General features: G+C 69.1%; 15 protein-coding genes. 11 read left to right on the forward strand and 4 right to left on the reverse strand.

Annotated elements, in window-relative coordinates; translation table 11 throughout:
- Both VF536_RS21315 and VF536_RS21320 read right to left on the reverse strand, forming a co-directional pair.
- A partial coding sequence (locus tag VF536_RS21315; RefSeq protein ID WP_331616886.1) for a ligand-binding sensor domain-containing protein occupies positions 1-1,474 on the reverse strand: 1,474 nt, incomplete at its 3' end.
- 107 nt (positions 1,475-1,581) lie between these two features.
- A complete protein-coding gene (locus tag VF536_RS21320; RefSeq protein ID WP_331616887.1) occupies positions 1,582-2,562 on the reverse strand; it encodes an aldo/keto reductase in 981 nt (326 codons plus the stop codon).
- Positions 2,563-2,775: 213 nt separating this feature from the next.
- Here VF536_RS21320 and VF536_RS21325 point away from each other — a divergent pair, with 213 nt between their 5' ends.
- From VF536_RS21325 to VF536_RS21335, 3 genes are all read left to right on the forward strand, one after another.
- On the forward strand, positions 2,776-4,554 hold the full coding sequence (locus VF536_RS21325) for an alkaline phosphatase D family protein (protein ID WP_331616888.1): 1,779 nt from the start codon (positions 2,776-2,778) through the stop codon (positions 4,552-4,554).
- Between the two features lie 80 nt (positions 4,555-4,634).
- Complete coding sequence (locus tag VF536_RS21330) at positions 4,635-5,918, forward strand: FAD-dependent monooxygenase (protein WP_331616889.1); 1,284 nt, start codon at positions 4,635-4,637, stop codon at positions 5,916-5,918.
- Positions 5,919-5,943: 25 nt separating this feature from the next.
- Entirely contained in the window at positions 5,944-7,188 is a 1,245-nt protein-coding gene (locus VF536_RS21335) for an MFS transporter (RefSeq protein ID WP_331616891.1), read from the forward strand.
- 33 nt (positions 7,189-7,221) lie between these two features.
- Here the strand turns inward: VF536_RS21335 and VF536_RS21340 are convergent, their stop codons facing one another.
- Positions 7,222-7,434: a hypothetical protein gene (locus tag VF536_RS21340; RefSeq protein ID WP_331616892.1), complete on the reverse strand. Its 213-nt coding sequence runs from the start codon at positions 7,432-7,434 to the stop codon at positions 7,222-7,224.
- Positions 7,435-7,666: 232 nt separating this feature from the next.
- Here VF536_RS21340 and VF536_RS21345 point away from each other — a divergent pair, with 232 nt between their 5' ends.
- From VF536_RS21345 to VF536_RS21370, 6 genes are all read left to right on the forward strand, one after another.
- A complete protein-coding gene (locus VF536_RS21345; protein ID WP_331616893.1) occupies positions 7,667-8,659 on the forward strand; it encodes a Fic family protein in 993 nt (330 codons plus the stop codon).
- 248 nt (positions 8,660-8,907) lie between these two features.
- The gene (locus tag VF536_RS21350; protein WP_331616894.1) at positions 8,908-10,140 is read left to right on the forward strand and encodes an ABC transporter substrate-binding protein; all 1,233 of its coding nucleotides are present in this window, start codon (positions 8,908-8,910) and stop codon (positions 10,138-10,140) included.
- A 62-nt stretch (positions 10,141-10,202) separates the two neighbouring features.
- Positions 10,203-11,078: a branched-chain amino acid ABC transporter permease gene (locus tag VF536_RS21355; protein WP_331616895.1), complete on the forward strand. Its 876-nt coding sequence runs from the start codon at positions 10,203-10,205 to the stop codon at positions 11,076-11,078.
- 5 nt (positions 11,079-11,083) lie between these two features.
- Positions 11,084-13,042, forward strand: a complete 1,959-nt coding sequence (locus tag VF536_RS21360; RefSeq protein ID WP_331616896.1) for a branched-chain amino acid ABC transporter ATP-binding protein/permease — start codon at positions 11,084-11,086, stop codon at positions 13,040-13,042.
- A 22-nt stretch (positions 13,043-13,064) separates the two neighbouring features.
- The gene (locus VF536_RS21365) at positions 13,065-13,787 is read left to right on the forward strand and encodes an ABC transporter ATP-binding protein (protein WP_088407629.1); all 723 of its coding nucleotides are present in this window, start codon (positions 13,065-13,067) and stop codon (positions 13,785-13,787) included.
- A gap of 32 nt (positions 13,788-13,819) precedes the next feature.
- The gene (locus VF536_RS21370) at positions 13,820-15,010 is read left to right on the forward strand and encodes a histidine kinase (protein ID WP_331616898.1); all 1,191 of its coding nucleotides are present in this window, start codon (positions 13,820-13,822) and stop codon (positions 15,008-15,010) included.
- 53 nt (positions 15,011-15,063) lie between these two features.
- On the opposite strand, the gene VF536_RS21375 is transcribed toward VF536_RS21370, so the two are convergent.
- Entirely contained in the window at positions 15,064-15,834 is a 771-nt protein-coding gene (locus VF536_RS21375) for an SDR family NAD(P)-dependent oxidoreductase (RefSeq protein ID WP_331616899.1), read from the reverse strand.
- Positions 15,835-15,942: 108 nt separating this feature from the next.
- Here VF536_RS21375 and VF536_RS21380 point away from each other — a divergent pair, with 108 nt between their 5' ends.
- Together VF536_RS21380 and VF536_RS21385 are read left to right on the forward strand one after the other, a co-directional pair.
- Complete coding sequence (locus tag VF536_RS21380) at positions 15,943-16,908, forward strand: LysR family transcriptional regulator (RefSeq protein WP_331616901.1); 966 nt, start codon at positions 15,943-15,945, stop codon at positions 16,906-16,908.
- Between the two features lie 31 nt (positions 16,909-16,939).
- Positions 16,940-17,144 (forward strand): hypothetical protein (locus tag VF536_RS21385; protein WP_331616902.1); only part of this gene is annotated, 205 nt, incomplete at its 3' end.

Below are 17,144 nucleotides of genomic sequence, written 5' to 3' on the forward strand. Positions count from 1 at the left end.
GCCGCGCGCGGCCCGTGCCGGCCTGGATGACGCGCAGCAGTTGCCGCTCCCGCGTGTACTGGTGCAGGCCGCCGTCGCTGCCGAGCCAGATCGTCCCGTCCTTCATCTGGACGAGGCTGGAGATGCGTCCGCCCGACAGACCGCCGCGCTGCCCCGGCGCGGGACGCAAGGTGGCGATCGAGCGCAGCTGCTCGTCGAGCACCGTCACGCCGCTCTCGTTGCTGCCCAGCCAGATCTCGCCGGTGGCCAGCTGCACCATCGCGCGGGTGCTCGGATCGATCAGCTGCGCCTGCTTGCCCGGGTCGCGGCCGCGCACCCAGGTGCTGGTGTTCGACGGGTTGTGGCGCTGCAGGCCGCCGCCATAACCGCCGGTCCAGATCCAGCCGGCGCGGTCGCGCATCAGCGCGCGGACCTCGTTGCCGCCGAGGCTGCCGCGGTTCAGCGGGTCGTGCTTCATGGTCCGCAGCAGCTCGCCGCTGGCGACGGCGCGCAGCTCCAGCCCGCCGTTGCGGCCGAGCCAGAGATGGCGGTCGTCCAGCGCGACGAAGGTGTTGACGGAGCCGTTCACCGCGTCCTCGGCGCGCTCGAGCAGCGTGCCCTCGCCGGTCTTTGGATCGACGAGGGCGAGGTCGCCCTGCTGCGTGCCGGCCCAGACCCGGCCGTCGGGGGCGACGAACAGGCTCAGCACGATCTTGCCGGCAAGACCTGGCTTGCCCGGCGTCGAGAACACCGGTTCGAAACGGTTGGAGCCGGCGCGCTTGCGCGCCAGGCCCTGCCAGGTGCCGACCCACAGGGAGCCTTCGCTGTCGATGGCCAGCGACTGGACGCGGTCATCGGGCAGGCTGCCCGGCGATCCCTGGCGGAAATGCTGGAAGCGGCCCTCGACCGGGTCGTAGCGGTCCAGGCCGTGGCCGATGGTGCCGATCCACAGCTGGCCGTCGCGGTCCTCGGCCAGCGCGCGGATCGTGCCGGCGGAGACCGCGCTGCGCGGCAACTGCGGATTGGCGTCGGAGCGGAACAGCGACAGCTTCTCGCTCTGCGGGTCGTAGGCGGCCAGGCCGTCGGCCTCGGTGCCTATCCACAGCCGGCCGTCGCGCGCCACCAGCAGGGCGCGGATGAAGCCCAGGCTGCGGGCCGAACGCACGCCGTTCTCGATCGGGGCGCCCGGCTGGCGGAAGTGGTAGCCGTCGAAGCGCACCAGCCCGGCGCCGGTGCCGATCCACAGGAATCCGGCGCGGTCCTGCGCGACCGCGGAGATGATGTTCAGCGGGACCGGCGCGTCGATGCCGACGGTCTCGAAGCGCGGTTCCGCGAGCAGCGACACTTCGGGCGGCGCGGGCCGGTCCCGATCGGCGCGGGCCTCGTCGGGGAACGCCGCGACGCCGCGCGGCGCGATCGCCATGGCAGCAGCCAGGACCAGCACGACGGCGGCAAACAGACTCGGCAGCAGGGGAACGGCACGTCGTCGCAGCATCGCGCGGGATGCTAGCCCGCCTCCCGGCGGGATTGCGGCACCGGCGCGACAACCCGGCCCCGTCAATGAGGGGCTTGGCGGGCGGTCTGCGGATAAACCCCGAGGGCTTACTTCGCCAGCGGCAGCGTGATCGCGTCGATGCGGGCCAGGATCTCCGGCGTCAGCTTGGGCGTGACGGCCAGCGCGCCCAGGTTGTCCTGCAGCTGAGAGAGCTTGCTCGCGCCGAGGATCACCGTCGACACGCGCGGGTTGCGGTTGATCCACGCGATGGCCAGCTGCGCCAGCGTGCAGCCCAACTCGTCGGCGATCTTGCCGAGCTCGGCGACCGCCGCGTTGCGCTGCGGCTCCTGCAGCTGCTCGCGCAACCACGACATGCTCTCCAGCGCGCCGCGGCTGCCTTCGGGGATGCCGTCGCGGTACTTGCCGGTGAGCAGGCCGGACGCCAGCGGGCTCCACGTGGTCAGGCCCAGGCCGATGTCCTCATACAGCCGCGCGTAGTCCTTTTCCACGCGCTGGCGGTGGAACAGGTGGTACTGCGGCTGCTCCATCACCGGCTTGTGCAGGTGGTGGCGCTCGGCGATCTCCCAGGCGGCGCGGATCTCGTCGGCGCTCCACTCGCTGGTGCCCCAATAGTGCGCCTTGCCCTGCGTGATCATGTCGCTCATCGCGCGCACGGTCTCCTCGATCGGCGTGTGCGGATCGGGACGGTGGCAGTACACGAGGTCGATCTCGTCCAGCCCGAAGCGCTTGAGCGAGCCATCGATGGCCTGCATCAGGTACTTGCGGTTCAGCGTGTCCTTGTAGTTGACCGTGGTGCCCGACTTGTCGATGCCCCAGTAGAACTTCGTCGACACGACGTAGGTGTGGCGGCCCCAGCCCAGCTGCTTGAAGACCTGGCCCATGATCTCCTCGCTCTTGCCGAGCGCGTAGGCCTCGGCGTTGTCGAAGAAGTTGATGCCGGCGTCGCGGGCGGCGGCCATCAGCTCGACGGCCGAGCCGGTATCGACCTGGTTGTGATACGTCACCCACGAGCCCAGGGACAGTTCGGACACCTGCAGGCCGCTGCGGCCCAGTCGACGGTATTGCATGCGTTGCTCCACGGTTGCTTTTGCCGGAGTGCCCTCAGGCGATCTCCCGGAGGAGCGCAAGCGTAGCGGAAGCCCCGGGCGGCTGTCGGACGGCATGCCGAATGCCCCGTGCCGGCTGTCGTCGTGATGTCACCGTGAAGCCGAACACTTTGCAGCGCACATGCGACTGCGCGTGCTTCATCCTCATTCCGCAAGCCCACCGCTCGCCCGACCATGACCAAGAAGCCCCTGCTGAACCTGCTCAAGCACGACGAGCCCCTCTCGTCCTCCGAGACCATCGACCACACCCGGCGCCATCTGGTGCGCGGCGCGCTGGCAGCCGGCGCCTTGGCGGGACTGCCGCTGGCAGGCTGCGGCGGTGACGGTGGCGACGATGCGCCGCAGGTCGCGGTCGTCTTCAGCCATGGCGTGGCCAGCGGCGACCCGCTCAGCGACCGCGTGATCCTCTGGACCCGCGTGCTGGCGCAGGACGCCGCCGATGTGCGCGACGTGCCGGTGAGCTGGGAAGTGGCGAGCGACGCCGCCTTCGCGTCCGTCGTGGCCAGGGGCGACGCGACCGCGCGCGCCTCGGGCGATTTCTGCGTGAAGGTCGACGCCACCGGCCTGCAGGCCGGCGTGCGCTACTGGTACCGCTTCAAGGCCTACGCTGCGACCTCGACCGTCGGTCGGGCGAAGACCCTGCCGGCCGCCAACGTGGCGCAGGTGCGGCTGGCGGTGTTCTCGTGCTCGAACTATCCGACCGGCTACTTCAACGTCTACGCCGAGGCGGCCAAACGCGCCGAGACCGACAGCTACGACGTTGCCGTCCACCTGGGCGACTACATCTACGAGTACGGCCCCGGCCAGTACGGGAGCGCCGGCGCGGCGGCGCTGGGCCGCGTGGTCGAACCGCAGAAGGAGATCGTCGCGCTGGCCGACTACCGCCGGCGCTACGCGCAGTACCGCGCCGACGCCGATCTGCAGAAGCTGCACGCCGCGCTGCCGATGATCGCCGTCTGGGACGATCACGAGGTCGCGAACGACACCTGGAAGAACGGCGCCGAGAACCACCAGCCGGCCACCGAGGGCGACTTCGCCGTGCGCCGCGCCGCCGCCGTCCAGGCCTGGCACGAGTGGCTGCCGGTGCGCGACGGCAGCGATCCGCTGACCACGTACCGGAGCTTCAACTTCGGTGCGCTGATGTCGCTGCACATGCTGGACACGCGGGTCCTGGCGCGCGACGAGCAGCTCGACTACGCCGACTACATCACCCCGACCGGCCTGGACGCCGCGAAGTTCCAGGCCGACATGGCCCGCACCGACCGCACGCTGATGGGCGCGACGCAGAGCCAGTGGCTGCAGACGCAGCTGCAAGCCTCGACGGCGACCTGGCAGGTGCTGGGCCAGCAGGTGCTGATGGGCCGGATGAACATCCCGGCGCCCATCCTGTTCGAGGTCACCGCGCCGGGCACCGGCGTGTCGGTGTCGCAGTACGCGGCGATCGTCGCCAAGGCGCAGAGCAATCCGGCCAGCCTGACACCGCAGGAGCAGGCGGTGCTGGCTGCGCCCAGCATCCCCTACAACCTCGACGCCTGGGACGGCTACCCGGTCGCGCGCGAGACGCTGCTGGGCACGGCGCGCCAGCTGGACAAGAACCTGGTCGTGCTGGCCGGTGACACGCACAACGCCTGGGCCAACGACCTGCTGGACCTGTCGAACCGTCAGATCGGCGTCGAGTTCGCCACCTCGTCGGTGACCTCGCCGGGCTTCGAGGAGTACGTGCCGAACGAGAACCCGCAGCAGTTCGCCGGCGCGCTGACGCAGCTGATCGGGCCGCTGGTCTACGCGGATACCTCGCGCCGCGGCTACATGGCGGTGACCGCGACGGCCACCGAGTGCCGCTGCGACTGGATCTTCGTCAGCACGATCCTGAACCGCGACTACACGGCGACCGTCGCGCAGTCGCTGCGCACGCTGCCCGGCGCGAGTGGGCGCAAGCTGGTCGCGGTCTGAGCGGCGCGGGGGAGGGCGGCGATATAGTGATCCGCTGCCGGTCGCCTGACGCGACCGGAGCCGTTTCACGGGTCGATGCCATGCCCCAGCCTTCAGACTCCGCCGCCCATGACGGCGCCGCCTCCGCGGACGCCGATGCCTTCGACGCCTCCTTCGACGGCCATGCGCCGCCGCTGCGCCTCGCGGTGATCGGCGCGGGCCCGGCGGGCCTGGCGCTGGCGTTGCTGGCGGCGCGTTACCTGCCGCAGGCGCAGGTGAGCCTTTTCGACGCCCGGCCGCTGGAGCGCGACGTCTCCGGCGACCCGCGCACCATCGCGCTGTCGCTGGGCAGCGTGCAGCTGCTGCAGCGCCTGCGCGTGTGGCCCGCGGCGCAGGCGCAGGCGATCCGCGAGGTCCACGTGAGCCAAGCCCCGCCGACGCTCTCCAGTCCGTGGTTCGGCCCGTCGGGCGAGCCCGAGGTCCACCTGTCCGCCGCCGAGCAGTCGGTGCCGCAGCTCGGCGCCGTGCTGGCCTACGGGCAACTCGTGGCCCCGTTGCAGGCCGCCTGGCAGCAGGCGAGCGCGCTGGAGCCGAAACGCCTGATCAGCCGCTTCGGCCAGGCGGTGGACGGCATCAAGCAGGACCGTCCCGACGAAGTCGAGATCGACGCCGGCATCGCCGAGCGCTTCGACCTGGCGGTGGTCGCCGAGGGCGGCGTGTTCTCCGACCAGGCGCGCAAGGCGCTGGCGCACGACTACAAGCAGAACGCCTGGGTGGGCACGGTGACCTTGTCGCCGGACAGCCCGGCGGGCGTGGCCTACGAGCGCTTCACGCGGCGCGGTCCGCTGGCCTTGCTACCGCTGCCCGACCGCGACGGTCAACGCCGCGCCGCGCTGATCTGGTGCCAGCCGCAGGACGAAGACGAAGTCGCCGGCCTGACCGACGCGCAACGGCTGATGGTGATCCAGCAGCAGCTGCCGGACCGCGTCGGCCGCCTCCAGACCATCGGTCCGCTGAAGTGTTTCCCCTTGGGCCTGAACGCCGAGCGCACGCTGGTCGAAGGCCGCCGCATCCGCATCGGCAACGCGGCGCAGACGCTGCATCCGGTGGCGGGGCAGGGCCTGAACCTCGGCCTGCGTGACGCCTTCGCCCTGGTCGAGGCGCTGCGGCGCGATCCGCGCATCGACACGGCGCTGCGACGTGTCGAGTGGCAGCGCGCGCCGGACCGCTGGGCGACGATCCTCACGACCGACTTCCTGGCGCGCACCTTCGCCTGGCGATGGCCGGGGCTGCCGGCCGCGCGGGGCCTGGGCCTGGCCGCGCTGCAGGCCTTGCCGCCGCTCAAGCGCGCGCTGGCCGGGCAGATGATGTTCGGCCGACGATGAGCCGCCACGGACCCTTGTCTTTCCCATGAGCAGTGCCCCTGGGGCGGCGGGTGCCGCCGCCTTCCTCCACGACTACGCCGAGCCCGGCACCACGGCCTATCGTCGCATCGCGTTCGCGCTGTTCCTGGCGGGCTTCACGACCTTCTCGCTGCTTTACAGCGTGCAGCCGCTGCTGCCGCTGTTCGCGGCCGAGTTCCACGTCGGCGCGGCGGCGAGCGCCCTGTCGCTGTCGCTGGCGACGGGCGCGCTGGCGTTCGCGATCCTGTGCGCGGGCGCGTTGTCCGAGAGCATGGATCGCAAGCGGCTGATGTTCGCGTCGATGGCGATGGCCGCGGTGCTGAACCTGATCGCCTCGGTGGTGCCGAGCTGGCACGCGATGCTGGTCGCCCGGGCGATCGAAGGGCTGGTGCTCGGCGGTGTGCCGGCGGTGGCGATGGCCTATCTGGCCGAAGAGATCCACCCCAAGGGCCTGGGCCGCGCGATGGGCCAGTACGTCGGCGGGACGGCCTTCGGCGGCATGATGGGGCGCGTCGGCGTGAGCGTCCTGAGCGACGCCTTCGGCTGGCGTCCGGCGCTCTTCGTCGTCAGCGTGCTCGGTCTGGCGGCGGCGGTCGGCTTCTGGTTCCTGCTGCCGCCGTCCAAGCACTTCGTCCGCCGGACCGGCGTGAAGCTCTCGGAGCACGTGGCCGCGTGGCGCGGGCACCTGACGCATCCGATGCTGCCGCTGCTGTTCGCGATGGGCTTCCTGATGATGGGCATGTTCGTCGCGGTCTACAACTACGCCGGCTTCCGGCTGATGCGCGCGCCGTTCTCGCTCAGCCAGAGCGCGATCGGGCTGATCTTCTGCGCCTACCTCTTCGGCATCGCCGCGTCGGCGACGGCGGGCGGCCTGTCCGACCGTTTCGGGCGGGCGCCGGCGCTGCTGTCGGGCATCGCGCTGGCCATCACCGGCGTGCTGCTCACGCTGGCGACCTGGCTGCCGGCGGTGATCCTGGGCATCGTGCTGCTGACCATCGGCTTCTTCGTCGCGCACTCGGTCAGCAGCGCCTGGGTCGGCGCGCTGGGCGGGCGCAGCAAGGGGCATGCGGCGTCGCTCTACCTGCTCGCGTACTACATCGGCTCCAGCACGCTCGGCGCGATGGGCGGATGGTTCTGGGACCACAGCGGCTGGGGCGCGCTGGTCGGGTATGCGCTGGCGGTGCTGGCGGTCGCGGCGCTCGCCGCCCGCAGCCTGCGTCACCGCGCGGCTGCGGACGGCGCCCGCCGATAACCGACAACCGATCCTCGGCGAGGTCCGGTCAGGTCAGCCGAAGGTGCCAGCGCCCGCGCCGGCGCCCGTCTGGAACTCGGCCGCCTCACCCGACTCGTTGTGGTCCCGGATCGCGTCCCAGGCCGCGTCCAGCAGCTTGCCGGCGCCCCAGCCCCGGATGATGCTGCCGACGATGGCCGCCGGCTCGACGCAGCCGCCGCCGATCAGATGCATCTGGCCCAGGTCCAGTTCATGGATGTCATTCATGTCGCAACTCACTTCCTTCAACAGGATCAAAACACCCTGCAGGACTTGACCTGCAGGCCGGACCGCATGAGTAGCGCCGAGGCGAAGGAGGGCATGACACCTCTGGGTGGGAACCCGGCAACCCGTCCCTCTCCATGTCGGCGCCGAGGCCGGTGCGGTCGGCAACTTCGGGTCATTTCTCTTCGCGCGTGAATCCGAAGAATGCGGGCTCTCATGATTCCTGAGAGGCCCCATGCACAACGACGCCGTCCTTGCCCGATCCACGCCCACCGTCCCCCGATTCCCGGAAGAAGATCGCCATTTCTCACTGCCCGCGGAAGCGCGTCCGGCCGCGCCCTTCCGCGACGAGTTCCTTGATCCCGAGCCCGGCCTGTCTCCGATGCGGGCCGGGCGATGTGCCTTCATCCAGGCACTGGCCCGACCGCTGGATCGCGCGTTCCTCACCGGGTTCCTCGTCGACTTCACCTGGGCGTCGTCCTTGCTGGAGGGCAGCAGCTACTCGGTCCTCGACACGGCCACCCTGCTCGAATGCGGAGAGCGCAACCCGTCCAAGCCGATGGACGAGGCGGTGCTCGCGCTCAACCACCAGCGGGTCGCCGAGCACCTCTGGTCGCACCGCGAGTGGAGCGTCGACAACGTCTGCAAGATGCATGCGCTGCTGACCGACGACCATGGTCTGGCGGAGGTCTGCGACTCCGATCACTTCCTGCCGATCGAGCAGCGCGGCAAGCCCCGCGAGTACCAGGACATCCGGCTCCGCCAGTCGGCCTACCTGCCGCCTTTCCGACCGGGGACCGGCCACGCGACCTCGCTGCTGGGCCAGGTGATGGCCATTGCCCGGACGCTGCATCCGGTGCAGGCGGCGTTCTACCTGCTGACCCGCGTGGCCTACATCCAGTCCTTCGCCAACGGCAACAAGCGGACCGCGCGCATCGCCGCCAATCTGCCCTTGCTGGAGTCCGGAATGCTGCCGCTGTCCTACGTCGACGTCGACAAGGCCGAGTACCTCCGCGGCATGGTGGCCTTCTACGAGCTCGGCAGCGCCCGGGTCATCGAACGGACCTTCATCCGCGCGTATGCGAAGTCGGTCGTGCGCGCGAGTCAGGTGCCCGACGTCATGCACGCGGAAGGCTTCGACGCCGACGAGGTCAGCGAGCATCTGGCCGAGTACATCACCTCGGGTCGGCGACCCGCCGACAGGCACGCGGCGGCCTTCCTCGCGTGACCGCGGCGACGTCCGCCGATGCACCGTCCTGGCGCGCCGCGTCGACACGTCCACCTACCTGACACGACGCTGAACACCCCGATCGGGGTTTGCGAGTAAGTAGTGGCATGCGTGCAATTCGACACGCTTGATGCACCATGTGCCGAGAAGGCTGACGCCCAACGACGGGCCGTTTGTTGTCTGACGGCTTCCTCGTTGGCGGGTTGGCATTCCGACCCCTCATGCACAAAGACCATTCGGAGACAAACATGAAGTTCAGCGCGCGTTGGATCACCGCTACCGCCCTGGCCGCCGCCAGCTTCGCCGCCACCGCGGCCGACCCGATCAAGATCGGCGTCTCGGGTCCGTTCACCGGCGGCTCGTCGTCCATGGGCATCAGCATGCGCGACGGTGTGCGATTGGCGGCCCAGGAAATCAACAAGAACGGCGGGGTCTTGGGACGCCAGATCCAGCTCATCGAACGCGACGACGAAGCCAAGAACGAACGCGGCGTCCAGATCGCCCAGGAGCTGATCAACCGCGAGAAGGTCGCCGCCACCGTCGGCTTCATCAACACCGGCGTCGCCCTGGCCGCCCAGCGCTTCTACCAGGACGCCAAGATCCCGGTGATGAACAACGTGGCCACCGGCTCCGTCATCACCCAGCAGTTCAAGGACGCGCCGGACAACTACGTCTTCCGCAACGCCGCCCACGACAGCATCCAGGCGCCGATGATCGTCGAGGAAGCCATCACCCGCCGCGGCTTCAAGAAGGTCGCGATCCTGGCCGACTCGACCAACTACGGCCAGCTCGGCCGCGCCGACCTGGAGAAGGCGCTGGAGCTCAAGGGCATCAAGCCGGTCGCCGTCGAGAAGTTCAACATCAAGGACGTCGACATGACGGCCCAGCTGCTCAAGGCCAAGGAAGCCGGCGCCGAGGCCATCCTGACCTACGGCATCGGGCCTGAACTGGCGCAGATCGCCAACGGCATGACCAAGCTCGGCTGGAAGGTGCCCATGGTCGGCAGCTGGACGCTGTCGATGGCCAACTACATCGACAACGCCGGCCCCGGCGGCGAAGGCGCGCGCATGCCGCAGACCTTCATCCAGGAACCGACCACGCCCAAGCGCCAGTCCTTCATCGTCAACTACCTGAAGACCTTCAACCCGAAGAACAGCCGCATCGATTCGCCGGTGTCGGCCGCCCAGGGCTACGACTCGATCTACCTGCTGGCCGCCGCGATCAAGCAGGCCGGCGGCACCGACGGCCCCAAGGTCAAGGCCGCCCTGGAAGACCTGAAGGCGCCGGTCGAAGGCGTGGTGACGACCTACAACAAGCCGTTCACCAAGACCGACCACGAGGCCATCACCGCCAACATCCCGGTGTTCGGCGAAGTGAAGGGCCAGCGCGTCGTCTACGCCTACGAGGCCGATTTCAAGGCGGCCTCCGAGGTCAAGCTCAAGGACGTCAACGCCAAGGGCGCGATGCCGCAGAAGAAGTGACATCCGCAGGAACGGCCGCCTCGCGCGGCCGTTTTTCCATCTCCTGAAGTACCGGACTCCGTATGCAGATCCTGACCCAACTGGTGTTCAGCGGCATCGCGCTCGGCATGATCTATGCGGTCATCGCCTTCGGCTACCAGCTGACCTTCTCGACTTCCGACACCCTCAACTTCGGCCAGGGCGACGCGCTGATGCTGGGCGCGCTGGTGGGGCTGACCCTCGTCGGCCACGGCGTCAACTACTGGCTCATGATCCCGATCGTGTGCCTGTTCGGCGCGCTGCAGGGCGCCTTCGTCGAGCGCATCGGCGTGCGGCCCGCCATCAAGATCAAGTCGGAGTTCGGCTGGATCATGTCCACCATCGCGCTGGGCATCATCTTCAAGAACGTGGCCGAGAACGTCTGGGGCCGCGACGACCTGAAGTTCCCCTCGCCGCTGCCGGAGGCGCCGATCAAGTTCCTCGGCGCCAACGTGCTGCCGATGGAGATCCTGGTCGTGGGCGGCGCGCTGGCGATGATGCTGGCGGTCGAGCTCTTCAACCGGCGCTCGATCTACGGCCGCGCCGTGGTCGCGACCTTCAACGACCGCGACGCCGCCAAGCTGATGGGCATCAACACCGGGCTGGTGATCACCTTCTCGTACGCGCTGTCGTCGCTGACGGCGGCCTTCGCCGGCGTGCTGATCGCGCCGCTGACGCTGACCGGCGCCACGATGGGCGCGGTGCTCGGCCTGAAGGCCTTCGCCGTCGCCATCATCGGCGGGCTGACCTCGGGCATGGGCATCATCGTCGGCGGGATCATCCTGGGCATCGCCGAGACGACCACCGGCTTCTATCTCTCCACCGGCTACAAGGACGTGCCGGGCCTCGTGCTGCTGCTGATCGTGCTGGCGTTCAAGCCGGCCGGCCTGTTCGGCAAGACCGCGATCAAGAAGGTCTGAGCCACATGAGCGCCACTGCAAAGATCAATCCGAAGAAACTGGTCGCCGGCGCGATCGCGCTCATCGCGCTGATCGCCTTCCCGCTGGTGTCCGGCAACCCGTACTACATCCACCTGGTCGAGACGATCCTGATCTACGCGATCGTCCTGTTCGGGCTGGACATCGTCGTGGGCTACACCGGGCAGGTGTCGCTGGGCCACGCGGGCCTGTTCGGCGTCGGCGCCTACACGGCCGGCGTGCTGGTCATGAAATTCGGCCTGCCGATCTACCTGACGCTGCCGGCGGCGATCGCGGTGACGGCGGGCTTCGGCGCGCTGCTGGCGCTGCCCGCGCTGCGCGTGACCGGCCCCTACCTGGCGATGGTGACGCTGGCCTTCGGCACCATCATCCAGATCCTCATCAACGAGATGGACTTCCTGACGCACGGGCCCATGGGCATCACGCTCACCAAGCCCCAGCTGATGGGCCACACGATGACGGAGGACGAGTACTACTGGCTCGTCGTGGTGATGCTGATCGCGTCGCTGGTGTTCGTGCACCGCGTGCTGCGCTCGCACCTCGGCCGCGCGTTCGAGGCGCTGCGCGGCAGCCCGGTGGCGTCGGACTGCATGGGCGTCTCGGTCTACCGCTACAAGGTCTACGCGTTCGTGATCAGCGCCGGCCTGGCCGGTCTGGCCGGCGCGCTGTATGCCTACTCCGAGCAGTACATCTCGCCCAACACCTACAACTTCGAGCTGACGGTCTTCTTCCTGCTGGCCATCATCATGGGCGGCCGCAAGACCCGGACCGGCGCGCTGCTGGGCGCGGCGATCATCGTCGTGCTGCCCAAGCTGCTCGACGACCTGGAGCTGTTCCGCTATGTGTCGGTGATCTTCGCGATCCTCGTGACGGCGGTGACGGTGGTGGCCTACCGCCGCGGCAAGGTCAACACGACGCAGGCGGCGATCCCGGTGGTCGGCAGCATCCTGCTGGCGGCGCTGTCCTTCGTGCTGCAGACGATGACCGACTGGCGGTTGTCCATCTTCGGGCTGATCACGCTGTTCGTCGTGTACTACCTGCAGGACGGCATCGTCGGTTTCGTGCGCAACGCGCTGCACATCAAGGCCAAGCCGGTGGGCGAGGGCGGTCCGGTGGCGGAGAAACCTTCCGACGCCATTTCCCAGGCCGCAGGCGCTGGCGCGGGGGCGGGGGCGGGCGACGGGATCCTCATCGACGCGCGCGGCGTGCTGATGCAGTTCGGCGGCCTGAAGGCGCTGAACAACGTCGACCTGCAGGTGCGGCGCGGCACCATCCACGGCCTGATCGGGCCGAACGGCTCGGGCAAGAGCACGATGATGAACGTGCTCACCGGCATCTACGTGCCGACGGCGGGCGATCTGAAGTTCCTCGACCGGTCGCTGGTCGGGCGGACCTCGGCGGACATCGCGCTGTCGGGCATCGCGCGGACCTTCCAGAACGTGCAGCTGTTCGGCGAGATGAGCGCGCTGCACAACGTGATGGTGGCGCTGCATCACAGCTTCGGCAGCAACCTGGTGCAGGTGGCGCTGCACTCGGCGCGCTACACCGAGGAGGACGCGAAGGCGCGCGCCCGCGCGCTGAGCCTGCTCGAGTTCGTCGGTCTGGCGGACCTCGCCTTCGAGGAGGCGCGCAACCTCCCTTACGGCAAGCAGCGACTGCTGGAGATCGCCCGCGCGCTGGCGCTGGATCCGCGCCTGCTGCTGCTGGACGAGCCGGCGGCGGGACTGACCGCGCCCGACATCAAGGAGCTGATGCGCATCATCGGCAAGATCCGCGACCACGGCATCACGGTGATCCTGATCGAGCACCACATGGACGTGGTGATGGGCATCTGCGACGTGGTGTCGGTGCTGGACTTCGGCCAGAAGATCGCCGAGGGCAAGCCGGCGCAGGTGCAGGCCGATCCGAAGGTGATCGAGGCCTACCTGGGCGGCCAGGCCGCATGAGCGCCGAACGGAATGGACTGACATGCTGAAGATCGAACAACTGCATGCCGGCTACGGCAAGGTCGAGGTGCTGCACGGCATCTCGGTGGAAGTGCCCAAGGGCAAGGTGGTGACGCTGATCGGCTCGAACGGGGCCGGCAAGACGACGACGATGCGCGCGGTGTCGGGGATGATCGCGCCGAGCGCCGGCCAGATCACGCTCAACGGCAAGCGCATCGACGGGCTGGAGTCGTACCACATCGCCCGGCTGGGGCTGGCGCATTCGCCGGAAGGGCGGCGCGTCTTCGCGACGATGAGCGTCACCGACAACCTGCGGCTGGGCGCGTTCCCGCGCTACACCGGCGCGCGGCCCAAGGGCGACGTGGAGGCCGACCTGGAGAAGGCGATGGAGCTGTTCCCGCGCCTGAAGGAGCGGCGTCAGCAGCTCGCCGGCACGCTGTCCGGCGGCGAGCAGCAGATGCTCGCGATGGCGCGGGCGACGATGCTCAATCCCGAGGTCGTGCTGCTGGACGAGCCGTCGATGGGCCTGGCGCCCATCCTCGTCGACGAGGTGTTCCGCATCATCGCGCGGCTGAAGTCCGAGGGCGTGACGATGCTGCTGGTGGAGCAGTTCGCGGCGGCGGCGCTGGCGGTGGCGGACTACGGCTACGTGCTGGAGAACGGCCGCATCTCGCTGCACGGGCCCGCGGAAAAGCTGCGCACCGATCCGGCGGTGAAGGCCGCGTATCTGGGCGGCGGGCACTGAGGAGGGGAGCGCGGGCGGCGTGATGTGAATCCGTGGCCCGCCTACTTGAACCAGTTGGAATCGCGGGCATCTTGATCGCGAATGGGCAGGTGTCGTCCGCGACTCGCTTGCATAGAGTGACTGCATCGCCCCATCGGGCTTCAAGCAGTCGAGGTGCAGTGATGAGCACTGAATCCCATCGTGAGCCGGACCGCCCGCCTGTGGAGGCATGGCAGGCGCAAGGCCTCTATCCCTTCCCGCGCGATCCCGAGACCTCGGTCGAGCTGCTGGAACGACAGCTGTTCGACCAGGTCGCCTGGCATCTGTCGCGCTTCCATCCGGTGTTCCGCACACTGGCGCCGGAGGCGATTGCACTCCAGTTCCGGGTCTTGAGGCAGGCGGTCGAATGCGGGCCGGAAGAGCTCCAGCTCTTGCTGACCGAGGTGCTCAACCTGCCGGCCGAGGAACGGCAGATGATGGCGGAGCTCCTCAAGGATGTGTCGTTGTCGTCGGTGATCCGAGAGTCGCATGTGGTCACGCAGCGGCTTCAGCTACTCGATGGACTGGAGACGCTCCTGTTCGACAAGCAGCTCCAGCCGCCTGTGAGGGAGCGCGGCGAATTGCATCCCATCGTCGCTCGCAACCCGTGGCTGTTCGGCGACGAGTTCGCCCTCTCCGTCGACAACCGGTCGCTCACGGAGGTGCTGCGCAAGCACCAGAAGCTGCTGGGAAGCGAGGTTCAGATCGACCAGCCGATCGACGGTTCGAAAGAGAAGCTGGCCATCATCGACCTCATGTTCTCCCGCGCGACGCGGCGCCACCAGCCGTCGACGCTGGAGCACCTGGTGGTGGAACTCAAGGCGCCGCGGGTCAAGATCTCCGAGGACGAGATCGATCAGATCAACCGCTACGCCAAGCGTGTGTCCCGCGATGAGCGCTTTCGCGGCGTGGAGGTGAAATGGTCGTTCTGGCTGGTGGGCCGGGAGCTCGCCAAGGGCGCACTCGATCACGCCGAACTGGAGCGGCAGGTGCATCTTCCGTACAACTTTTCGGTCCGCGTGACGACGTGGGCCGAAGTCATCGACGAAAACCGCGCCCGCCTGCAGTTCCTGCAGGAGACCCTGGACTACAAGGCCAGCCGGCAGACGGGGCTGAAGCACCTGCAGCGCCGTTATCCCGATTGCCTGGGCGAAGTGGTCCAGCGCGCGCGTGAGCCGCAAGCCCGCTATGCAGGCGCTGGCTGACGCGGCGACAAGGAGCGGCATAGCCGCCCCTTTCCGCGCTGTCGCTCAAGGCTTCAGACGAACATCCCGCCCGACGCCTCCACGCGCTGCGCGTTGATCCAGCCGCTGTCGTCGGACAGCAGCGAGGCGACGACCGGGCCGATGTCGTCCGGCAGGCCGGCGCGGCCGAGCGCCGTCACCGAGGCGATGAAGCCGTTCACTTCCTTGCTGTCGCGCACCGCGCCGCCGCCGAAGTCGGTCTCGATCGCGCCGGGCGCCAGCGTGTTCACGCGGATGCCGCGCGCGCCGAACTCCTTGGCCATGTAGCGCGTCATCACCTCGACGCCGCCCTTCATCGTCGCGTACGCGCCGTAGCCGGGGATCGTGAAGCGCGCCAGGCCGCTGGACACGTTCAGCACGCTGCCGCCGTCGTTGATCAGCGGCAGCAGCGCCTGCGTCAGGAAGAAGGGGCCCTTCAGGTGCACGCGCATCAGTTCGTCGAACTGGGCTTCGGTCGTGTCGGCGACCGGCGTGTGGACGCCCATGCCGGCGTTGTTGACCAGATGGTCGAAACGCTCGCGCTGCCAGTGCTGCTTCAGCGTCTGCTTCAGCGCCTCGGCGAAGGCCGGGAAGGCGCCGCTGTCGCCGACGTCCAGCTGCAGCGCCGCCGCGCGGCCGCCGAGCGCGCGGATCTCCTCGACCACGGCCTGCGCCTCGCCCGCCTGGCTGCGGTAGGTCACGATGCTGTCGATGCCGCGGCGCGCCAGATGCACCGCCGCGTTGCGGCCCAGGCCGCGGCTGCCGCCGGTGATCAGCGCGATCTTGGGGGTGGATGAAGTCGTCATGGTGAGCTCCTGTGGGACGTGTGTTGATCGGATGCAGGAACTTTATTGATCGACGGATGGCGTATAAACCGCCAAAGTCTGATTTGACCGTTCGTCCAAGGTGAACAAATGAACGAGGCCGTTGTCCTTTCCTCACCGCCGCCGTCGATCGACACGCTCCAGGTCTTCGTCCGCGTCGCGGAGCTCGCCAGCTTCACGCAGGCGGCTCAGAGCCTCGGCCTGCCGAAGGCGAGCGCCTCGACGGCCGTCCAGCGGCTGGAGGCCAGCCTCGGGACGCGGCTCTTCCACCGCACCACGCGGCGCGTGCAGCTGACCCAGGACGGCCAGGCCTGCTACGAGCGCTGCAAGGACCTGCTCGCCGACCTCGACGACATGCAGACGATGTTCCAGCCGGCGGCCAGCGGCCTGCGCGGCCGGCTGCGGGTCGACATGCCGATGCGGGTGGCGCACGACATCGTCGTGCCGCGGCTGCCGGAGTTCCTCGCGGCGCATCCGGGGCTGGAGCTGGAGCTCAGCAGCACCGACCGGCGTGTGGACCTGGTGCGCGAGGGCTTCGACTGCGTGCTGCGGGTCGGACCGCTGAGCGATTCGACCCTGGTCGCGCGACCGCTGGGCGGCATGGAGATGGCGAACCTGGCCAGCGCCGAGTACCTCGCCGCCTACGGCGTGCCGCAGTCGCTGGAGGATCTCGCGCAGCATCGGCTGATCCAGTACGCCACGACGCTCGGCCAGCGCTGCCCGGGCTTCGAGTGGTGCGACGCGACCGGCGCGACGCGCTTCGAGCCGATGGCCGGTGCGCTCACCGTCAGCGACTCGGGCTCGTACACGGCGGCCTGCCTCGCGGGTCTCGGCATCACGCAGGTCCCGCGCCACGGGTTCGAGACGGAGGTGCTGGATGGTCGGCTGGTCGAGGTGCTGCCCCAGTTCCGTCCGGCGCCGATGCCGGTGCATCTGCTCTATGCGCACCGCCGGCAACTCCCTCGACGCGTCCAGGCCTTCATGCAGTGGCTGGCCGACCTGATGTCGGCACGCCTGTTGCCGCTATCCTCTGCTTCTCCGGCCCCGACCGCCTGATCCGCTGATCGCCTTGCGTTCCGAACCCCTCTTGGACCCCAACGCCGCCCTCTCCCGGCAAGCTCGCGCCGCCTTGCAGGCCGGCGACGCCGTCGCCGCGCAGGCGCCCGGCGAAGAGTGGCTGCTGCTGGCGCTGGAAGAGGGCGACGAAGCGCAGCGCGCCCAGGCGCTGCTGCACCTGGCGCGTTGCGACCGCGTGCTGCACCAGCCCGGCGAAGCGCGCGCGCGCAGCGAGC

The organism is Roseateles sp. (assembly GCF_036486225.1).
Classification (GTDB): Bacteria; Pseudomonadota; Gammaproteobacteria; order Burkholderiales; family Burkholderiaceae_C; genus Roseateles.